The sequence below is a fragment of the Parapedobacter brassicae genome, from assembly GCF_051400755.1.
Lineage (GTDB): Bacteria > Bacteroidota > Bacteroidia > Sphingobacteriales > Sphingobacteriaceae > Parapedobacter.
Genome location: NZ_JBLFFL010000005.1, coordinates 15,760 through 36,720, shown reverse-complemented (window position 1 = coordinate 36,720; position 20,961 = coordinate 15,760). Strand labels below are relative to the sequence as shown.

The following is a 20,961-nucleotide window of genomic DNA, read 5'->3' as shown; positions in this document are numbered from 1 at the left end:
TGATCGCAACGCACACACATAACTGAGGAACTGGAATGCAAGAGACGAATATACTATGGGCTGACGATGAGATTGATTTGCTGAAACCCCATATCATGCTGCTCAACGACAAGGGCTATAGCGTGAAGACGGTGACCAATGGAAACGATGCGGTGGACGCATTCAAAAAAGGTTTTTTTGACCTGGTTTTTCTGGATGAAAACATGCCCGGCCTCACGGGGCTTGAAACACTCTCCGAATTGAAAAACATCAACCCCGCGGTGCCGATGGTGTTGGTGACCAAAAACGAAGAAGAACACTTGATGGAGGATGCCATTGGCTCCAAAATAGACGACTACCTCATCAAGCCTGTAAACCCCAAGCAGATTTTGCTGACGATCAAGAAACTGACCGAAAACAAGCGGCTGATCAGCGAAAAGACATCGATGGCTTATCAGCAGGATTTCAGAAACCTGGGCATGATCCTGAATGACAACTTGGATCATGAGCAGTGGGCGGATGTATACAAAAAACTCATCTACTGGGAGCTTTCGCTCGAAAAACTGGAAGATGCCGGCATGCACGAGGTGCTCACCCTGCAAAAGGCGGAGGCGAATATGCAGTTCTCTAAATTTATGGAGAAAAATTACCTCAAGTGGGTGAAAGAACCTGAAAAGGGACCCATCATGTCGCACCAGTTATTTCGCAAAAAGGTATTCCCAATCCTGCAAGAGAACCGGCCTACCTTCTTTTTCCTGATTGATAACCTGCGCTATGATCAATGGCGTGTCGTCAATGAAGTCATCACCAACTATTTTCGGCTCGAAGAGGAGGAAAGTTATTATAGTATCCTGCCCACTGCCACGCAGTACGCACGAAATGCGATCTTCAGCGGATTGATGCCGCTGGAAATGGAAAAGCAGTACCCCGGCCTCTGGCAGAACGACGAGGATGAGGGCGGCAAAAATCTGCATGAAGACAAATTCATTGCCGACCAGATCAAGCGCCTGTACCGAAAAGAGTGCAAGCATTCGTACACCAAAGTGCTGACCCTTGAACAGGGGAGGGATGTGGCCGACAACCTGAGCAACCTGATGGGGAATGACCTCAACGTGCTGGTGTACAATTTTGTGGATATGCTCTCGCATGCGCGTACGGACATGGCGATGATCCGTGAACTGGCCAATGATGAAGCCGCCTACCGGTCGCTCACGCTTTCATGGTTTGAGCACTCGCCGCTGTTAGAAACGCTGAGGTGGCTTTCGCAAAAACCGGTGCGGGTGATCATCACGACCGACCATGGCACCATCCGGGTGAAACATGCCAGCAAGGTCATCGGCGACCGGAACACCAATACTAATTTGCGGTATAAGCAGGGAAAAAACCTCAACTATATCGCCAAAGACGTATTCCATATCAAAAACCCGCATGATGCGCAGCTGCCAAAACTCCATGTGAGTTCCAGCTTCATTTTTGCCAAGGAAGACACGTATTTTGTATACCCCAACAATTACAATCATTTCGTCAATTATTTCAATGAGACCTTCCAACATGGGGGTATATCGATGGAAGAGATGATCATCCCCTTCGCGACGTACACGACCAAATAGCAAAAACCGTATTTTTGCGGTATGGTCATCGAGGTTGCAAACTTGGCAGCACTGCCCGATGCCGCAGCGCAGGTATTGGCTGCTGCCGGCGGGCATCGTATCTTTCTATTTTACGGCGACATGGGGGCGGGAAAGACCACCCTCATCAAGTCGATTTGCCAGCAGCTGGGCGTCACCGACGCCACATCAAGCCCTACCTTTGCCATCGTGAACGAGTATGCCTCCGCGGCGGGGACGGTCTATCACTTCGATTTTTACCGCATCAGATCCGAGCGGGAAGCCTTTGACCTAGGCTATGAAGATTATTTCTATTCGGGCCGTTACTGTTTCGTTGAATGGCCGGATAAGATCGCCGGATTGTTGCCGGGCGATGCAGTAGTGCTGCACTTGCAGGTACTGCCCGACGGTAAACGGCGTATTGACGTACAGGTGCCCCGCTGATGGACAAGCATGATCACCCCGGCGCCGGCTTCAGAAAAAATAATCACCTAGGTGCAACCTTTTTATTAAAACCTTCATCATAGTAGTAAACACACCGCGAGTTGGGACGAACCGATACAATAGAAAGCTTGTACGAAGGCTGTAAACGAGGCAGCCGACCAGCGCAAGAAAAGCTGTATCAGACCGTGGCGTCCAAAATGTTAGGGGTGTGTATGCGTTATGCCAAGAGCACGTTTGAAGCGGAGGACATGCTTCAAACGGGATTTATAAAGGTCTTTGGCAGCATGGAAAGCTACCGCGGGGAGGGGTCGTTCGAGGGTTGGATACGGCGCATTATGGTCAATACGGCCATCGAAACCTACCGCCGCAATGTGCGCAACGGCCATCAGGTGGACATAGACACGGTAGATGACGACGTGCAACACACCTTTTCAATGGATAGCTTGGAGTGCAAGGACCTATTGGAAATCATCCAAGCACTTCCCGACGGCTATCGCCTGGTGTTCAACATGTATGCTCTGGAAGGCTACTCGCACAAAGAGATAGCATCGGCGCTAGGAATCACCGAAGGAGCCTCCAAGTCCCAATTATCGCGGGCGAGGAGCTGGCTCAAGGAAAAAATAAAACAACTGGAAGGAGGAACGTATGAGTCCACATGAAAAGAACGAATTTGACAGGCAGTTGCGGCAGAAGCTGGAGGATTTTAACCCGAAGGTCCCCGTGGACCTATGGGATAAGATCGCCTCGCAGCTCGAGGCGCAAGCGGGTGGCGAAGAAAGCGCGGTCGTAACGATAAGGAAAAAGCGGCTATCTACCTGGTGGATGTCGGTAGCCGCGGCCTTGTTGGTGGTGTGTGGAGTCACTTACTGGTACAGCCGACCGGTGGAAGTGACCTATTTGCAAGGCCGTACAACCGCCCGTGAGGAAATGCCGGATAACCCTACAATCGATCAGGAAGAAGCGCACACACCCGCGCCCGAACCCTTGGATGTGGAGGGGCTGAAAAGAGTGTTTTCGAAAAAAAGGCGGAAAGCAGCTGACGCCCCCGCACAGCAGAACACCCTGGCTCACAACCCGTCCGTGACCCCAGCCCGCAGGCCACCTGTACCAACGCTGGCGGCCAACGACCAGCGGGCAACCGGAGATGTGGAAAAGGCCGAAACCCTGGCTGCCGACAGCGCGGTGGACCCTGCAATGGCCCCTCAGGAGGCACTGGCTAGCGTGCCAGACGTGCAGCCGTTGGTCACATTGGAGGAAGAAGAGGAAACCTTACTGGCATCAACAGAAGCGAAAAAACAACCCTTTGGGGTCAGCAATATCCTCAACTACGTCGTGGGCGCTGTAGACCCGCGCGAGGAAAAGTTAGTCACCTTCACCAATGATGATGAAGGCTCGCTGAAACTGGACTTTAACTTTAGCTTGGCTAAAAACCGAAAGAAGAAATTAAAATAAATCCTTTAACTACGCCATAACATGAAATACATTAGCCTAACAATCGTTGCGTGTGCGGTGATACTCACTGCATCTGCACAGGAAAAAAAACGAACAGACAGCCTCCGGAGGAGCGGTGGAATCCCGGCAGATACCGTCATTATGGAAGACGTAAAAACTGGGGAGAAACGCAAAGTGCGCATCATCATACCCGGGAAAGACGAGGGCATGATCACCATTGAAAAATCGGAGAAGACCTACGAGTATGATTCGGACGACAAGGATCACCGGAAGGGGCATGATGTGAAGATAACGACCGATCACCCAAGAAAATCATATCCCATATACGGCGTCACGTTTTCTCGGATTGACCTTGGATTGGTCAAGTTGGTGGACAATGGAAGCTTCACGCTCTCTGATCCGAATCGGGATTTCAAATATCGCCCGGGGAAAACCGTCAACTTTGGTTTTGACCTGCTGCAGGCGGGGTATCGATTCAACGATCATTTCCGCGTATTTCTATCGGGCGGGTTTGACTGGACCTATATCCGGCTGAGGGAAGATATCGACTTTCTGGAAGATACTACCCCCTTGACCTGGGCACTATCGGATGTTGATTATTCCAAAAACCGCCTGACTGCCACGTACCTCCGTTTGCCCCTCACCTTTGAATTAAGAAGCAAACACCATGGGGCGCTTGGGCGCATGCGGTTTGCCTTCGGGCCGGAAGGTGGATTTTTACTAAAAGGGACACAGCGCTTCAAAAGTGAGGAGCTGGGTCGGCAGAAGTTTAAAGACGACTACAACTTCACCCAGTTTCGCTACGGTGCGTTTGCACGGTTCGGTGTCGGTCCGTTTGGTATCTATGCCAAGTACTATTTCAATGATATCTTTGAAAACAGCCCTGATCAAGCCGGTTTACAAAACTTTACCTTCGGGCTGATGCTTGGCTTCTAGCCCGTTATCCATATATTTTTCGTAATTTTGAGCCGTCCCGATATACCGGGACGGTTTTTTTTATGGCAATCGCTTCTCCAAATGCCCCGTCCTGCTCGGTACCGAATGATGTGCAGCGGGCGGGCCTCCCGTTTATACACGGCGAAAATGTGAGTCGCTCTTTCCGGCGGAAAGAGTCGATCGTGGCGGTGAGCGGCGTGACCTTCGGAATTAATAGCGGCGAGATCACGGCCATCATCGGTGAAAGCGGGAGTGGCAAGAGCACCTTGCTGCGGCTCATTTATGGGCTGCTAGAACCCGATCGTGGCGAAGTGCGATTCCAGGGATGGCGGGTGCCCGGACCAAGGGAACGGCTCATCCCCGGCCACGAGGCGATGCGGATGGTATCGCAAGGCTTCGATGACCTGAACACCTATGCCAACGTATGGGACAATGTGGCATCCCAGCTGCCCAATACCGACCTGGATGCCAAATTCCAGAAAACCGAACGCATCTTACAACGCATGCGTATCGACCACTTGGCGAAGCAGCGCATTGCTGACGTGAGCGGCGGCGAGAAACAACGGGTAGCTATCGCGAGAGCACTGGTCAATGACCCGCTGGTATTGTTGATGGATGAGCCATTCAACCAAGTGGATGCCTCATTCAGGGAAACCCTGCAACGGGACATCCACACCATCGTGAAAGAAACCGGACTCACCGTAGTGCTGGTGTCGCATGACCCGGCCGAAGTGCTCGCGATGGCGGACGCGCTGATGGTATTGCGGCGTGGACAGTTGGTCGCGGCGGGCAAGCCTGCACAGCTGTATCGGCAACCGCCCGATGCCTATACCGCGCGGCTGCTTGCTAAAAGTAATATTCTGAGTGAAGCCGACGTGTTGACGTTGCTCGGCATCAAAACGAACTCGGCGGTAGCGATCCACCCCGAGTGGTTTGTCCTCCGCGAAGATGCGGACTCCCCCTTTGCGGTATTGGCCACCCGATTCAAAGGGTTTTATGAAGAGCTGACCGTGGGAAACGATGCCATACACATCCACGTGATCAATCAACGGATGGGGGCATTCCCGCTGCACACACCCGTTAGCATCCAAGCCACCCATTTCCATCCGCTGGGGTAACGAGTTATTCCGCGGTCAGTTTACTCCACTTGCATTTGCCCATTGTAGTAGTCTACGACCCGTTGGCGGAGGTGCCATTGGTAGCGGGCGATGACCAAGTTGGCGTTGGCATTGTCCATTTTGTTTTTGGCAATCAGGAATTCAACGGAATTGATGGCGCCAGCATTGAATTGTATCTCGGCTACCCGAAATGACTCGGCATAGTTAGCAACCTGCTCAATCAAATTTTTATAACGCTCCTTTGCCGCATCCAAGTTGAACAATGCCTGATTAGTGGCTTGCTGTAGCCCGTTTCTGCGCGTCTTGGCGACGTTCTCGGCATCCAATAAGCTGAGCTTGGCCAATGCCACATTGTTTCGCGTTTGGAATTTGTTGAAAATTGGTATGGCTAATGTGAACCCCAGATTCTGCCCAACACGGTCTCGGATCTGATCGATATACGCGCCGTTGCCATGTATATAACTACTGGATAGGCCGGCCCCAACAGATAATGATGGGAGATAAGATGAACGCGCGGCTTTCAAACTAAACAGCGCTTGCTTTTGCCAACTGTCTGCCGCTTTAATCAAACTCAGCCGTTCCACAGCCGTTTGATAGAGTTGTTCGCCGGTCAACTCACCCGTATCACTCAACGGAAGTTCCTGTAATGCCGTAAGGCTAACCGACTCGTTATAAGGAAGGTTAATCAGTTGGAACAACGAAACCAGCGCCTCGTAAAAGTCATTCCTGGCTTGGTTAAGGCTATTCAGATCATTGGCATATTGCCCCTTCAAATCATAAAAATCACCCGGTGCGATGGCGCCCTGTTCATGAAGCAGCGTATTCCGCTGTACTTGCCGGTAGGTGACGGCAGCTTGACTGTCTGCCTGGGCTACCATATCCTTCGCCGTGAGTGCTTGGATATATGCCGACGTCACGTTGAGTGCCACCTGCTCTTTTATATTCTGTTCATCAAATTGCGTCGCCCGATATGCATACGCCTGCTGGGTAATGTTACGAAACATGCGCAGCCCGTCAAACAGGACCATGGAACTGCTCAAGCTTTGATTTCCATATCGATTGGTTACGTTATTCAGATATTGATTTGTTTCGGGGTCGATGGCACGGCCTACTTCAAACGTGTGGTTTAAACGGCCCGTCAGATCGGGCAATAGATTCTGTTTGGCCTGCCGCAAATTGACACCCTCAACTTGTGTGCGGATTTGGCCCTGCTGGGCGTCGAGGTTATTCTCCAGCGCCAGTGCTATACACTGTTCAAGGGTCAATGTGTCCTGTGCTTGGGTAGCTTGGGTGGCAAAATTGAGCGCCACCGCCAAACCAATGATATAACGGATACGGTTAAACATTTCGTTGCTTCATTTTTGGCATAAGGATATACATAGTTTGCGCCAAACTCATAACTCAAAGATTACAAATAAATTATAGATAGCTTTCTGACAGTCCTTGTTCGATATCGTGCAGTAAGTGTCCGAAAACGGACAGTTTAGGCGTTGGTCGAAAACCGCCTGACCACCGTCATATAGGACGCGCCGATCGGCAGGATGCTCCCATTGACGGTAAGCTGATGGCGCTCGACCTTCTGAACCTTCTCAACCGAGGTGATAAACGACCGGTGTATCCGCACGAAGCGATGAGCGGGCAACAGCTCTTCGCATTCGGAGATGGTCATCCGGCTGAGCACCTGGCGGTCACCAAGCACGAAGTTGACATAATTGCCCGTAGCCTCGAGGTAGTCGATATCGTTGAAGGCGATCTTGACCTGGTCATATCCCGTCTTGACAAATACGTAATCCGATTTTATCCCGTTGGCATTGCGCAGGAGCAGCCATTCCTGCGCTTTGTTGCAGGCCTTCAGAAACCGCGGAAGCGAAAACGGCTTGAGCAGGTAGTCCACAGCATCCAATTCGAAACCGGCCACGGCATGTTCGGAATAAGCGGTAGTAAAAACGACGAGCGGTTTTTTGCTGAGGCTCCTGAAAAACTCGATGCCCGAAATATCTGGCATTTTGATATCGAGAAAGAGCAGGTCAACCGGCTGCCGCTGCAAATCTTCCAATGCCTCAAATGCATTGGTATAGGCGGCCCGCAAATCCAGGAAAGGCACCCTGGATGCATGGCTTCTCACGACCTCAAGTGCAATGGGTTCGTCGTCTATGGCGATGGCGGTCATCATTATGACACGAATATAGCCATTACAATCGGATTGTTAGGTGCACAAAAAACTCTTGGGTCGTCTCCCGTATCACCAATTCATGCCGGCCGGGATACAGCATTGCCAGCCGCTGCTTGACATTTTCCAGTCCGACACCTGAATGGCGCCGTTCGGGATCCGATTCGGCTTTGCGGTGGATGCTGTTGTGCACATCGAAATACAGCTCTCCTTCGGACTCATTCAGGCTGATCTTTATCCAGGATTTATCTTGCAGGCTGATCCCATGTTTAAAAGCATTCTCCACAAAAGGGATGAGCAACATGGGGGCGATATACGTGCCGTCCATTACATCCTTGATATCGCGCTCTACCGTAATGGCTGGAGAAGTGGCCGTACGCAACAATTGCAGGTCGATGTAATTGCTGAGGTATTCGATCTCGCGCGCCAGCAAGATGCGGTCCTGATTATTCTCGTGGAGCATGAAGCGCATCATATCGCCCAGTTTTTGGATGCCGGACGATGTGCGTTCTGCATGCTCTTGCAGTGCCGTCCCATACAACGTATTGAGGATATTAAACAGGAAATGAGGGTTGATCTGCGAACGCAAGAAACTCAGGTCGGCCGATGTTTGGCCAAGCTCCATCTTTAGGCTGAACAACTGAGCACCGCGCACCTTTTGACGGCTGTACAAGTAATAAGAAAAGGGTAGCACCGCCAAGCTAATGCCTAACCACTCCAAGAAAAACAGCGGCTCGTCGGATCTTGTAAACGCCAGAAAGAAAATCCCGAAGGGGATAAACAAGATGAATGACAGCGGGATGGCCAATAACAGGTATTTAGCGATGTTATATCGGTGTTTTTCGCACACGGGAATCAACCAATAGGTATTGATGGCAAACAAGACATAGGCATACGGTACAGCCGAGAGCCAAAGTCCGGCTAAATCGTCATCCAGGGCCAACAGCAGCAGGAAAATCAGCGTTCCACCCCCCAGAACCACCAAGCTCTCCTGCGCAATTCGCGTAGCCAGCGTTTTTTGCTGGCCTTGCGTATAGCGGATCACCCGTTTGATGCCTTCGTAGATCAAGACGATGGCGAAAACCAGTAGTGTGGTGCCCAACGATTCCATTTGAGGGAGGGATTCCCAAAATGTACGGATGTGAACGGTCTGATGCTCTTTTACCCAGATGCTGAGGGATAACCCTAGCCATGTAGCAAAAAACAAGGTCAACGTGAACAGGATGCCGCTTTCAATTTTTTGACGCCTGAATAAGACCGGAGAAATCCACTGCGTAAACACCATGAATGCGCCATAGATGACGCTGATGTAGGCAAACAATGCCACCCCCTCCCGGACACTTAGAAAGGAAGCCTTGTTGCCATAAATTAGAATCAGGATAAAAAGGTAGATCCCCGTTACTAAAATGCTTTCGATACGATGGAATTTCATATGTATAAGTTGTTTAAAGGCGATTATCGGTTTAATTGGATTACGCGCTCCAATTGGGCATAAAGCGCTGTTTTTTCACTTGGTCGATGGGCGTTTGTTTTCATAATTTCCCCCTGTTTACCCACAATTAGATATGTTGGCATGAGCACCTGTGCGTTCTTATCTTGCACGGATTGACGATATAGTTGCTCGTATTGGCGATCATCCAAAAATACGTGATACCCCTCGACATCGTACTTGGCTATTTGCTTCTTCCAAAGGTATTCATTGCCATTCGCGATATACAGATACTCCACGTCTCTTCCCATAGGGAAGGCTTTTTTCAGCGGCTTGGTAAAATGGCGGAACTCCGTCAAACAGGGCCCGCAAGTCGTCCCCCAGAAATCTACATATACGACCTTACCGCTAAAATGGGTGCCAATCAATGCGTGCAATGTACTATCTGTTTTTGGGATATTGACAAATTGTATCCCTTGGTTTTTTATGAACAACGATGCAGAAAAGACTTTAAGCGCCATCAATAAGGTAATCATGACGAGGCACATGAAAACTGCGCTGACGAGCTTAACGTTTCCTGTTTTCCGGTAACGGTTAAAAAAATAGCATGCGACCAACAACAACATGACGCTGACCAATGCGTTCAGGAGAATCGATGTGGAAAGTTCCTGGTTTCGCTCGAACACTTCATCCAAGATAACGGCCTTCTGTTGTCGGTCAAAAACGTTATCTACGTCCTGTACAACGTTGATCAACTCCTCTCTTACATCCTTCTGCCAAGCCAGCAGGTTTTCGGTGATATCAACGGCCAGCAGCGGGACAATAGCAAGTAAAACGGATGCTATCCAAAAATTTCTCGATTGAATCATATAAGTCGACATAAAAACTTCGACAATAATAGGTGTCTCCGAAAGCTCAGGCAACAAAATGGGGTGAAACCGGGCAGTTATGTGATGAATCGATAAAACCTACAACGCCTCGCCTTCCCAGAGCTGGGCTTTGCGCTTTTCGATGGCCTGCTGCACGCGCGTATCGTGCACGCCATCTTCGACGGCGATGTCGGCGTCTCGATCCTTTCCCGAGCGGTAGATGCCGGCGGTTTGCCGGTCTTTCAGATCCGTATCATAGGCATCGCGGGCGCTCATCAGCTTGACGAATACCGGAAGGCATTCAAAGAAGATAAAAAGCAACATGATAAAGGTGATAGACCAATAGTTGGCGCTGTTTACGGTACCATCCGGATGATATTTCAGGTCGCCCAGCGCCGCATTGCGGTCGGCAAATCCAGCCACGTTGACAGCACTGTCAAGCTGCGCGCCGGTGAGCAATTGCTCATCCAACAATCCGTCAAATTGTTTGCGTTGCTGGATGAACGCTTCCTGCTGTTGAACCCGGGTACGGAGCGTATCGAGGTATTGCTCTTGTTTATCAAGGTCGGCCTGCCGTTGCTTAGCATAGGGTCCGTAACCGACGATACCCGAGGTTTCGACGGTCTTCTCGCCGAAGGTCTCCAGTTTAAGTTTGAGGCGATCGGCTTTGATGGTCGCTTCCAGCGAATCCCGTTCGGCTTTCAGTTCGGCCACCTTCGCCAGTTCGATGATGTATTTGCTTTCAAACGCCTTGTTGAGCGTATCAATATTGGCCCGCTGGCGGTCGAGGTACGTCACCCGGAGCTGCTCACGTATTTCCTTATCGAAAACCTTCAGTTCCAATGGGCGTGCAATGACGATCCCGATGAGAATGGCCAGCAGGATGCGCGGCGTGGCTTGCAGAAGCTGCCTGAATCCCGATGCGTTTTTGTTGATGCTTGATACGATGTAGCGGTCCATATTGAAGATGGCCAGGCCCCAAAGCAAGCCAAAGAGGAGTGCATATAAGAGTGACAATTGCCCCCCGCTGAAGACGAAATAGAGCGCATAACCACCCGACAACGCAGCAAACAGGCCCGTGAAAAAAATGGTCGCACCGATACCTACATATTTGTTATGTTCGGCCGGGTATTTCGCCAAAGTCGCCTGGTGTACACCGCTGCACCACCAAAAAAATCGAGTCACTTTCTCCATTACCGCTGGATATCCAGTTTATAAGACCGCTTGAACACCATATTGTTACAGATTCTTTCTATCATTCACGCAAAGCTACGGTCTATGTGACAAATTCAGTACCAACTGGGACGAATGCGGTTAAATGCGTGACGAAATGAAATGCTGATGTTGCCGACATTTCAACCGCCGCAGCGGGAGTATAGCCATGTACATCATCAGGTTTACCACCCCAGCCGCGCTTTGATCGCCTCCCCATGCGATCGGCTCGACTTGAATCGGGGGTTATCCACAGCGTCCATTACGAAGGTAAACGAACCGTTAAACCCCCGGCGGACCTCGCGGATGCGATCGGTATTGACGATCGTGCTGCGGTGTATACGGAGGAATTGATGCGGCAATTGGTTTTCCAGGTCGACAAGCGTATAATCGGTCAGGTGACGCTTGCCATCCGCAGTATGCAGAAGAACGTACTTGTCTTCGGCGTCGACGGCGACTAGCTGATCCACCTTGATGAGTAGGATCCGATCGCCCAACCTGACGGTGAGACTGGCCAGGGCCTGCTGCGGGCGGATGCTATCGAGGAGGCGCTGAATATCGATCGATGCCGGCGGGGTAGCAGCCTGGGTGAGTTTCCGGATGGTTTTCTCCAGCCGGGCGGGCTCCACGGGCTTGAGGAGGTAGTCGACCGAATTCTGTTCAAAGGCTTGGAGGGCATATTGGTCGTACGCCGTAACAAAGACCACCCATGGCTGCTGTTCCAGTTGTTTGAGCAGCTCGAACCCGTTGGATACGGGCATTTCGATGTCGAGGAAGAGCAGATCGGGCTGTAGCGCCTTGATCAGCACCAAGGCCTCTTCGCCGTTACCAGCTTCACCCACCACTAGGATGGCCGGGTGGGCGTGCAGCAACTGCCTAAGCCGCTGCCGGGCAAGGGGTTCGTCATCGACGATCAGGGCGCTGTAGGTGATGGTCATGTTTCGAAGGGGATGGTTATGGTCAGTTGTTTGCGTGGTGTGTTGGCCAAGGTGACCTTGTAATCGTCGACGTAGAGCAGCTGCAGCTTGTCGTACGTACTCTGCAGGCCATAGCCCGCCTTCAGCTCGTCGGGGAAGGGCTGCCCGTTATCGGCCACGATGATTAGCAGGCGCCCGCCCTGCCGGATAAGCTGCACCTCCAGCAGGCCGTTTTTGACGACATCCTTTAGTCCGTGTTTCAGGGCATTTTCTACCAAGGGCTGGATGAGGAAGCGGGGGATTTTTGCCTCTTTCAAGTGTTCGGCGACGTTGACCGAAAAACGGATCCGCTCGCCGAAGCGGATCCGTTCGATGTCGATATACGTATTGACGATGTCCATTTCGCTGGCCACCGTACCCCAATATCCCTGTTCGTGGTTGATGCTTTGTCTGAACAGGCTGGAGAGCTTCACGGTCATCTCCTCAGCCTTGGCGGGGTTGGAAGGGATGAGGCTGGCAATGGAGTTGAGGGCATTGTACAGGAAATGAGGGTTGATCTTCGATTGCAGAGCGGCCAGCTCGGCTTCTGTTTTCAGCTTGCCCATGCGCATGATGTCCATTTCCTTTTGCTGCAGTACTGTCTTTTGCCGCTCGCGCATGCTGAAATAGATGTAGATAGCCGTGCAGATGATCAATACGATGATGGCGCTGAACTGGAGGTCTGCCCAGTGGAACGGCTTGAACGGCATGCCGAACAGCCAGAAAGCCAACAGATAGGTAAGCTCTACGCCGATGACCATACCCACCAGGCTCACCCCGTAATACATCAGCAAAAACCCCCAACCGTAATCGGCCTTGCGCTTGCTGAAGAGCCCCAATATATGGATGCTATTGGCGATGCAAAGACTAATGATGATGCCAAACATCAAGCTGAGGAGCATGTATTGGGGCAACGGCCAGCTACCCTTCACGAGGGCAATGCAGGTGGAGATGACGAACGACACGAAGACGCCAAATAAGATGGAGGCCAAATTGAGCCATAGCCAGTAGTAACGGCTTTGGGTATAATCTGCTGCTGTTTTCATAAACCGTTGGTCCGAATATACGAAGTTTTACTCAACCTCCCCGAGCAGGTACTCGCACCGGTCCTGACCCCAATTGGGCGCGTATTTGCCATCGGCCTTGAAGGCATCGAATTTTTCCTTCGCCCGCTCCAACAGCGGCTTGGCAGCCTTAGCGCCTCCACCGAAAGGCTCGGGTGTATAGAAAGTATTTTGCCCCTTAATGAAGTCGGGCCGAGGGTTGGCAGGATCCAGCTGTATGGCTTCTTCAAGCACCGCTTCGGCCTGGCCGATCAGGTAGAACCGGTTCTGCGGGTCGACGGTCATTTTCATCAATAGCACATAACCCTGTAGCGCATGAATTTCGCTGTTGTCGGCCTGCCGGGCATCGGCCGCCTCCACCAGCTTGAGGGCCTGGTCGAAGAAAGGGTCCTTTTGCGCAGGTTCGGACTGCATGATGCCGGCCATCAAGCGGCAGTAAGCGGCATAATAAAGCGGCTCCCAGTGATCGCCCGCTACATTGCCGATCTGTTCGAAGCGATTGGCCAAGGTGGCAAAGGCACCGGGTTCATGGGTTTCGCCCAGTGCGTGGAAGGCGGTATCCATGGCGGTTTCATAGGCTCCCTGCGCGCGGGCGGTCTGCTGCAAGCCCCATACGAGGAAGAGCAAGGTGGCCGTTTTGATGAAATTGTTCATGATGGTGTGAATTTAAGAGTTAACGGATAAACGTGATCGCGCCGAGCACCGGGGCCAGGTATGCGACGTGGTTTGGCCTGAAAAGCAGATGGGTAGGGCTAAAATGAGCAGTACGGAAGGAGTCGTCATGTGTTTCATGACGCAAAGATGGCTACCTGCTATGGCAGACCGAAGGCTTATCCGACGAACGGTAGGAAACGACCGACGAACGGTCGCTTACAGATCCGAATATGCCGTGGGGTACAAGAAAATCTGGTGGTTGCGCGACACATTATTCTGGTATTCGGGCATGGCCGAAAGCTCTTTCCAATATGCGTCTTTGCCAAAGGCATCCCAATGTGCATCACGCGACTGCTTATTTTCGAATGTCGTGAGGTACATGAGATTAGGCATGCGGCTGCCGGCGATCACTTCGCCATAGAAGACGGCATTGAATCCAAGCCGCTTGAATAGTCCGATTTCGTCTCCTTTGTTGAACATCGCGACTTTGTTGCGGTAGCGGGCCTCTGTCGGCCCTTCATAGCTCCGGAGTTCGTATACGCGCTCGGACTTGGGAGAAGTAAGGTTAGGGGCTTCCATGTGCGGACTCCCCTCAAATGCATTCAACAGGATGGTCTCTATCCGGTCATACGGTGGGTTTTCATGGGTAGCGAGCAGGTACGCCTTGCCAGCCTCTTGATACACGTTGTCCGTCTGCAGCCGATTGTCCAACGCGGCAAACTGTTTATATGATTTATAGGGGATGAATACATAGACACGTAATCCTTCGCTTGCTTCGGCAGAGGCGTTGGCGATTGGCTTGAACACGCCTACCTTGCTGATTCCTGCCCGGTGCAAGGCGGGAAGATAGGCCTTTTCCAGAAAAACATCCAGTTGCTCAACCTGCTGGGCGTTCTTTAGCTGATAAATCTTCAATTCATAAAAATCACGAGCCGTGGCAAACGTAGCACAAGACATCAGCACAACGACTGCAAGAAGCGAGGGTATTTTGGCGTTCATCATTGAATATGGTATTACTTTGGTCACACAAAGTAAACGTATTTATGTTAACGTTGGGTAACAATCCTGTAATATTGCTTTTTTTTCAACCACTCATTATTTAAGAAGTCATTGAAAATGCTATTCAAAAAACCCATTTTTGTGTACTGTAATCAGATGGAACAGTGCAACTTACTGACATAACTGAATGAAAAACATGGCAACTCAATTAAACAACAAATGGCTCGTCGCGTGCGCTATCGCACTCACCTTCGCGTCTTGCGGCCAGGAAGGGGTTGGCATTGCCGCCGATGCGGACAACGCTGGTCTCACACTACCCGAAGGCTTCGGTGCGCTGAAGGTAGCCGACAGTATCGGTGAGGCGCGGCATATTGTCGTCAATCCGGCCGGCGATATCTTTGTCAAACTGCAACAGCCGGTTGACGGCCAAGGCATCATCATGCTGTCCGATGCCGACGGGGACGGCAAAGCTGAGGAACACACCGGAATTGGCGACTACGGCGGAACGGGCATTTTTATCAAGGGTAATTTCCTCTACGCTTCTTCCAATAGTGAGGTGTTTCGCTACACGCTGGACGAAAACGGGCGGGTTGCCAACCCCGATGCGCCTGATACCGTGGTCACCGGATTGATCGACCGCCGCCAACACAACTCCAAATCCATCGCGTTGGACGATGCCGGAAACCTGTATGTCAATATCGGCGCTTATTCCAACGTATGTCAGGAAAAAGACCGTACACCGAGCTCTCCGGGTATGCGACCCTGCCCTATATTGGATTCTGCCGGGGGCATCTGGCGTTTTCGGGCAGACGGGGTCAAGCAACGCTATGGCGATGGGCAGCGCTACGCCACCGGGTTGCGCAATGTGGTGGGGCTCGACTGGAATCAGCAAGCGGGAGCGTTGTTTGTAATGCAGCATGGCCGCGACAACCTTCACGATTTTTACCCCGAACAATACGACGGCGAGACGGGCATCGACCTGCCTGCTGAGGCGATGTATCGATTGAGCGAAGGGGCCGATGCGGGGTGGCCATATGTCTATTATGATCATCACCAACAGAAAAAAATCGTCAATCCGGAATATGGCGGTGACGGCAAGCAGGAAGGCGATGCCGGCATTCTGGATCCGGTGGTGGCTTTCCCCGGCCATATCGGGCCAAATGCCTTATTGTTCTACACGGGAGACTTATTTCCGGCCAGATACAAAAATGGGGCCTTTGTGGCGTTCCACGGCTCATGGAATAGGGCTCCTAAACAGCAGGGTTATCTGGTTGCTTTCGTACCCTTTGAGAATGGCCAACCTAGCGGCGACTGGGAAGTGTTTGCCGATGGATTTGCGGAGGTGGACTCCATTGCTGCGCCCGGCGACGCCAAACATCGACCTTGCGGATTGGCACAAGGGCCTGATGGTTCTTTGTATGTATCAGACGATGTGAACGGCACCATATATCGAATCGTCTATGCGGGTGAATAGCCGCCCAGGCATACACATCCGACTATTTGCGGCAACGTTTCTATCAGCATTGGCCGTCGCTTGCGGCGGCCAGCAAACGGAAGAGCAGACAAAAGTGGAAATGGAAACGGCAGCGGAACCTCCGGTGGAGTTGTCACCGGGCATGAAAGCGGGAAAAGTAGTGTACGATCAATATTGCGCTACGTGCCACCAGCAAAACGGAAGTGGCGTGCCCAACCTCAACCCGCCGCTGACCAAGACGGATTATGTGACCGGGGATAAGGAACGGCTTATCCGGATCGTGCTCAACGGCTCAAATGAAGGTTTGGAAGTCAATGGGATGGTCTACAGCAACGCGATGCCAGCCCATGTTTTCCTGAAGGATGAAGAGGTCGCCCAGGTATTGTCATATATCCGAAACAGCTTTGGAAACCGCGCCGATACCCTAACGGCCGAAGAGGTCGCCCAGATAAGGGATACATTGAAGTAAATGCTAATCGGGGAAAACCATCCGGCCTTCGGCAAACTGGCAAAGATGATCCAACAGTTCGCTTAACGCTTCGCCGGTTGCCGTGAGTGCGTATGCTACCCGTAGGGGTCCGCTCCCGAGGTCCTCGTGGCGCGAAATCAAACGGTGGTGCTCAAGAAGCCGGAGCCGATCAGCTAATATATTGTCGCTGATGTGTTTGAGGTCTTCTTTGATGCCGGAAAAGCGGGTATTACCCTCTTCAATACTGAATAGCACGTCCGTCATCCAACGCTTACTGAGCAGGTGGATGAGCTCATTCAACGCGCATTTGTCTTCGAGGTAAAGCTGGTTTTGATAGTTAGTGGATGTTACTTTTCTCATCGGTGTCCTTTCTTTATCAATAACTCATTATTTTAGTAGTTATTGTCGTTGCAATTAGGGATGTCTTATTTTGTGGGCGCCGAAAGGCGATATAGCGAAGATACATGTTACATTTAAAAACTCGATCATGATGCAATACAGAAAAATAGCGGGAACAGACATGAACCTATCGGTGATTACCTTTGGTGCTTGGGCTGCCGGGGGCTGGATGTGGGGCGGCACCGAACGGAAGGATGCCGTGGAAGCCATCAAAGCTTCGTACGACCTAGGGGTGAATGCTATTGATACCGCACCGATTTACGGGCAGGGCACCAGTGAAGAAATTGTTGGCGAAGCCATTAAGGGCATTCCGCGTGACAAGGTATATGTGCTGACCAAATATGGCATGCGCTGGGACCTGGCTAAGGGAGAGTTTGCATCCCATAGTAAAGATAATTCAGGAAAAGCGATCGATATCTACCGATATGCGGGTAAAGAGAGCATTATCAAGGAATGCGAAGATAGCCTACGCCGATTAGGTACCGACTATATTGATCTTTACCAAATCCATTGGCCCGAGCGCACCACACCCATCCAGGAATCCATGGAAGCGATAGCCCAGCTCATCCAGCAGGGCAAGGTCAGGTATGCGGGGGTGTGCAATTACAACGTGGAGCAATTGGCTGAGGCTTCCAATTCTGTAGATGTGGTATCCAACCAGGTGCCCTATAGCATGGTCAAACGGGGCATCGAAACCGAAGTAGTGCCATATTGTATCGCAGAAGGCAAATCCATATTGGCGTATAGCCCCATGGAAAGGGGGCTGCTCACCGGAAAGATGAAGCCAGGCCATGCCTTCAGTGAAGGAGACCATCGTGCGGGGATCTACTTCTTCAGCGATGAAAACCTCCGCCGCACGAATGCCTTTCTGGATACCATCAAACCCATAGCCGATGGTAAAGGCATCTCCTTGGGCCAATTGGTTTTGCTATGGACCTTAGCGCAGCCGGGCATTACCATCGCATTGGCTGGTGCCAGGAACGTGGAACAGGCCACGCAAAATGCCAATACAATGGAAGCCAGTCTGAGTCCGGCAGAGGTGGCTGCGATTTCGGCCGAGTTGGATAAGGTGGAATTGGTGAAGTAGGTGAGTGAATAACAACTTTTATGTTAAACCTACTCAACAAATTGTATCTTGTGGACGTTTATTCACGTTAAGTACGAAACGGAATGGGCTACTATGAGAATACGATTTGCGGTTTTAAAGGGCATATTGGCCGTGGCGGGGTTAATCACTTCTTCACTGGTATCTGCACAGCCGGCCATTAAGGGGAGGGTGACCGATGCCGCGTCGGGAGAAGGTATCGCTGGCGCCACCGTGGCACTGCTTCGTACAACGCACGGCACCTCTACGGACAGCTCGGGAAATTATACCCTACCCTACGATTCCACGGCAACCCATATCCAGTTCAACGCGTTGGGCTATCGGACTGTCACCAAACCGCTCGGACCAAACACCTCTTTGGCCATAGACGTGGCGTTAGCAGAAGACCTCCAAACGCTCGACGAAGTGGTGGTGAGCGGCAAGGGTCGATACCGGAATCGTGACAATCCGGCGGTGGCGCTCATCCAACAGGTGATCGAACATAAGCGCGTCAATCGCCTCGCCCGCTTTGATTATGTATCGTTCGATGCGTATGAAAAGATCATGATGGCGCTGCGTGATGCGCCGAAATTTGTCACCAATAGCCCATTGACCCGAGGATTTCGGTTTGCATTCGAAAATGTCGATACGACGTTAGTGCCTGGTCATTCCCTACTGCCGGTCTATTTGGAGGAAAATCTTTCACATCGGTATCAACGCTTAAGTCCGGCGGCGCACAAAACCATTGTCACGGCACACAAAAAAACGGAGCTCGATAAGCGCTATGTGAATAATGAAAATATCGAAGCCTATTTCAAATTCATCCACACCGATGTGGATATTTATGAAAATAATATCCTCATCCTCAATAAACCCTTCTTAAGCCCCACGGCGGATGCGGCCCCCTTATTTTATAAGTTTTTCATCACGGACACCATATCGAGCAGCGAGGGAGAATTCGTAGAGCTCACCTTCGTACCGAGGAATGAGGAAGACCGGTTGTTTGCAGGCAAACTGCAAGTCACGTTAGATGGCAATTATGGTATCCGCCGCGCCGACATCTGGATAGACCGCCATGCCGACGTGAATTGGGTAAGCAAAGTGGAGATTGCGCTTCGCTTCAGCCGCCATAGCAGTGGGGTTTACCTGCTTACCTATTCTGATATGCAGCTCCATTTCGGCTTGTTTGAGGGCAAACGAGGGGTTTTCGGGCAGCGTACGCTGGTCTATAGCGACTATGACACCAAAACCACCATTCCAACGAGCGTGTTCGGCGGCCAACCGTTGGTAAAAACGGCGGATGCGGACCAGCAAACAGTGGATTATTGGCAACATGAACGGCCCATGCAACTGCGGGAGGTAGAAGCCAAGACCTACACCAACCTCGATAGCCTGCAACAGAACCGCCAATTCAAGCGGACATTGAAACTAGGGTACCTCGTCGCCCAAAGCTACCTCAACGCAGGGCCAGTGGAATTTGGTCCGTTGGAATATTCGTATAGCTTCAACGACCTTGAGGGCAGCCGGGCGAGGCTGAGTGGACGAACAACCCGGCAGTTTTCTGAAAAACTGTATGCTGAAGCATACGTCGCCTACGGCTTTCGGGATGCGCGGGTTAAATTTTTCGGTGGGGCCGCCTATACGCTCAATGGGCGGCGGGTGGGCGAATACCCCTCGCATTACCTCCATGCAACGTACCAACAGGATGCGCGGGAGCCGGGGCAACTGCTGGGATTCCGCAATGGGGACAGCTTTATGCGCTCCTTCCGCAGCGGTAACCAGGATAAATGGCTATACCACGATGCCTTTAGGCTTAACCATATCATCGAATTTGGCAATCACGTGATGCTGCAGACCTTTTTTTCGTCGCTGCAACAATCTCCCGCGCTCGGACTGCACTTCGTCAAAGCGGGAAATGTGACGGATACCTTAGGCACGTTGCAGACATCGGAATTGGGCATTGATCTGCGCTGGGCACCGAATGAAGAGTTTTATCAGCGCAACTTGGAGCGTACGCCGATAATTAACGAATATCCTGTTTTCAATGTGCGCTACAACATGGGCATAAAAGGGCTTTTCGGTGGGCAATACAGCTATCACGCCTTCAGGCTCAATGTGTTCAAACGGGTATTTCTTTCTCAGCTGGGGTTGGCCGATGTCAATATAGGGACCGGCTATATCTTCGGAACCCTGCCCTACCCGCTGCTGGACATCCCGAACGCCAGCCAAACGTATGTGATGACACCAGATTCATATAGCCTGATGAACAATCTCGAATTCGTGAGTGACCAGTATATAAAGCTAAGTATGGAGTATCGGCCGCACGGATTTATCCTCAATAAGATACCTTTGCTGAAAAAATTGAAGATTCGCGAATTGGCTGGTTTCAAATTGCTATACGGCAGCATACGTGATGAAAACCATCCTGAAAATAATCCATCCGTTTTTCGGCTTCCAACCGATCAGGACGGAAACGCGACAACGTTTACCTTGACGCGCAGACCGTATATGGAAGCGAGTGTCGGGGTGGAAAATATCTTGAATGTGCTCCGGGTAGAATATGTTCGCCGATTGTCGTATCTTAACCATCCCGATATTGACAAAGGGGGGATACGCTTCAGTGCAAAGATAGATTTTTGAATAGTG

The 20,961-nt window shown here is 51.3% G+C and carries 20 protein-coding genes; 10 read left to right on the top strand and 10 right to left on the bottom strand.

The window, feature by feature from the left end; genetic code table 11:
* Positions 1 to 35: 35 nt before the first annotated feature.
* The 6 genes from porX (at position 36) to ACMGDE_RS14260 (ending at position 5,536) form a co-directional block, all read left to right on the top strand.
* Positions 36 to 1,589 carry a T9SS response regulator signal transducer PorX gene (gene porX / locus ACMGDE_RS14285; RefSeq protein WP_436833493.1) on the top strand — a complete coding sequence of 518 codons (1,554 nt, stop codon included), beginning with the start codon at positions 36 to 38 and terminating at the stop codon, positions 1,587 to 1,589.
* A 21-nt stretch (positions 1,590 to 1,610) separates the two neighbouring features.
* The gene (gene tsaE / locus ACMGDE_RS14280; protein ID WP_436833492.1) at positions 1,611 to 2,030 is read left to right on the top strand and encodes a tRNA (adenosine(37)-N6)-threonylcarbamoyltransferase complex ATPase subunit type 1 TsaE; all 420 of its coding nucleotides are present in this window, start codon (positions 1,611 to 1,613) and stop codon (positions 2,028 to 2,030) included.
* Positions 2,031 to 2,131: 101 nt separating this feature from the next.
* Positions 2,132 to 2,689, top strand: a complete 558-nt coding sequence (locus tag ACMGDE_RS14275) for an RNA polymerase sigma factor (RefSeq protein ID WP_436833491.1) — start codon at positions 2,132 to 2,134, stop codon at positions 2,687 to 2,689.
* Complete coding sequence (locus ACMGDE_RS14270) at positions 2,676 to 3,482, top strand: hypothetical protein (RefSeq protein WP_436833490.1); 807 nt, start codon at positions 2,676 to 2,678, stop codon at positions 3,480 to 3,482. Before ACMGDE_RS14275 ends, ACMGDE_RS14270 begins: the two co-directional genes overlap by 14 nt.
* A 21-nt stretch (positions 3,483 to 3,503) precedes the next feature.
* Entirely contained in the window at positions 3,504 to 4,418 is a 915-nt protein-coding gene (locus ACMGDE_RS14265; protein WP_436833489.1) for an outer membrane beta-barrel protein, read from the top strand.
* Positions 4,419 to 4,480: 62 nt separating this feature from the next.
* Positions 4,481 to 5,536 carry an ABC transporter ATP-binding protein gene (locus ACMGDE_RS14260; protein ID WP_436833488.1) on the top strand — a complete coding sequence of 352 codons (1,056 nt, stop codon included), beginning with the start codon at positions 4,481 to 4,483 and terminating at the stop codon, positions 5,534 to 5,536.
* A gap of 20 nt (positions 5,537 to 5,556) precedes the next feature.
* On the opposite strand, the gene ACMGDE_RS14255 is transcribed toward ACMGDE_RS14260, so the two are convergent.
* The 9 genes from ACMGDE_RS14255 to ACMGDE_RS14215 all read right to left on the bottom strand — a co-directional run bounded on the left by ACMGDE_RS14255 (position 5,557) and on the right by ACMGDE_RS14215 (position 14,892).
* Positions 5,557 to 6,882 carry a TolC family protein gene (locus ACMGDE_RS14255; protein ID WP_436833487.1) on the bottom strand — a complete coding sequence of 442 codons (1,326 nt, stop codon included), beginning with the start codon at positions 6,880 to 6,882 and terminating at the stop codon, positions 5,557 to 5,559.
* Between the two features lie 137 nt (positions 6,883 to 7,019).
* Positions 7,020 to 7,709 carry a LytR/AlgR family response regulator transcription factor gene (locus ACMGDE_RS14250; protein WP_436833486.1) on the bottom strand — a complete coding sequence of 230 codons (690 nt, stop codon included), beginning with the start codon at positions 7,707 to 7,709 and terminating at the stop codon, positions 7,020 to 7,022.
* 19 nt (positions 7,710 to 7,728) lie between these two features.
* Positions 7,729 to 9,138 (bottom strand): sensor histidine kinase, encoded by a 1,410-nt coding sequence (locus ACMGDE_RS14245; RefSeq protein ID WP_436833485.1) that lies wholly within the window; start codon positions 9,136 to 9,138, stop codon positions 7,729 to 7,731.
* 23 nt (positions 9,139 to 9,161) lie between these two features.
* The gene (locus ACMGDE_RS14240) at positions 9,162 to 10,058 is read right to left on the bottom strand and encodes a TlpA family protein disulfide reductase (RefSeq protein WP_436833484.1); all 897 of its coding nucleotides are present in this window, start codon (positions 10,056 to 10,058) and stop codon (positions 9,162 to 9,164) included.
* 45 nt (positions 10,059 to 10,103) lie between these two features.
* Positions 10,104 to 11,198, bottom strand: coding sequence for a DUF4407 domain-containing protein (locus ACMGDE_RS14235; RefSeq protein ID WP_436833483.1), 1,095 nt, complete (start codon positions 11,196 to 11,198; stop codon positions 10,104 to 10,106).
* 203 nt (positions 11,199 to 11,401) lie between these two features.
* The gene (locus ACMGDE_RS14230) at positions 11,402 to 12,154 is read right to left on the bottom strand and encodes a LytR/AlgR family response regulator transcription factor (RefSeq protein WP_436833482.1); all 753 of its coding nucleotides are present in this window, start codon (positions 12,152 to 12,154) and stop codon (positions 11,402 to 11,404) included.
* Complete coding sequence (locus ACMGDE_RS14225) at positions 12,151 to 13,218, bottom strand: sensor histidine kinase (RefSeq protein ID WP_436833481.1); 1,068 nt, start codon at positions 13,216 to 13,218, stop codon at positions 12,151 to 12,153. Before ACMGDE_RS14225 ends, ACMGDE_RS14230 begins: the two co-directional genes overlap by 4 nt.
* A 27-nt stretch (positions 13,219 to 13,245) precedes the next feature.
* Positions 13,246 to 13,890, bottom strand: a complete 645-nt coding sequence (locus ACMGDE_RS14220; RefSeq protein WP_436833480.1) for a hypothetical protein — start codon at positions 13,888 to 13,890, stop codon at positions 13,246 to 13,248.
* 216 nt (positions 13,891 to 14,106) lie between these two features.
* Positions 14,107 to 14,892: an NIPSNAP family protein gene (locus ACMGDE_RS14215; protein ID WP_436833479.1), complete on the bottom strand. Its 786-nt coding sequence runs from the start codon at positions 14,890 to 14,892 to the stop codon at positions 14,107 to 14,109.
* A gap of 193 nt (positions 14,893 to 15,085) precedes the next feature.
* On the opposite strand from ACMGDE_RS14215, the gene ACMGDE_RS14210 reads away from it, so the two are divergent.
* The gene (locus tag ACMGDE_RS14210; protein ID WP_436833478.1) at positions 15,086 to 16,363 is read left to right on the top strand and encodes a PQQ-dependent sugar dehydrogenase; all 1,278 of its coding nucleotides are present in this window, start codon (positions 15,086 to 15,088) and stop codon (positions 16,361 to 16,363) included.
* Positions 16,350 to 16,832, top strand: a complete 483-nt coding sequence (locus ACMGDE_RS14205) for a c-type cytochrome (RefSeq protein WP_436833477.1) — start codon at positions 16,350 to 16,352, stop codon at positions 16,830 to 16,832. The genes ACMGDE_RS14210 and ACMGDE_RS14205 overlap by 14 nt, the downstream gene beginning before the upstream one ends.
* Positions 16,833 to 16,835: 3 nt before the next feature.
* Here the strand turns inward: ACMGDE_RS14205 and ACMGDE_RS14200 are convergent, their stop codons facing one another.
* On the bottom strand, positions 16,836 to 17,192 hold the full coding sequence (locus ACMGDE_RS14200) for a winged helix-turn-helix transcriptional regulator (RefSeq protein ID WP_436833476.1): 357 nt from the start codon (positions 17,190 to 17,192) through the stop codon (positions 16,836 to 16,838).
* Positions 17,193 to 17,319: 127 nt separating this feature from the next.
* Here ACMGDE_RS14200 and ACMGDE_RS14195 point away from each other — a divergent pair, with 127 nt between their 5' ends.
* Together ACMGDE_RS14195 and ACMGDE_RS14190 are read left to right on the top strand one after the other, a co-directional pair.
* Positions 17,320 to 18,318, top strand: a complete 999-nt coding sequence (locus ACMGDE_RS14195) for an aldo/keto reductase (RefSeq protein WP_436833475.1) — start codon at positions 17,320 to 17,322, stop codon at positions 18,316 to 18,318.
* A gap of 93 nt (positions 18,319 to 18,411) precedes the next feature.
* Positions 18,412 to 20,955 (top strand): DUF5686 and carboxypeptidase-like regulatory domain-containing protein, encoded by a 2,544-nt coding sequence (locus ACMGDE_RS14190; RefSeq protein WP_436833474.1) that lies wholly within the window; start codon positions 18,412 to 18,414, stop codon positions 20,953 to 20,955.
* The last annotated feature ends 6 nt before the right edge of the window (positions 20,956 to 20,961 follow it).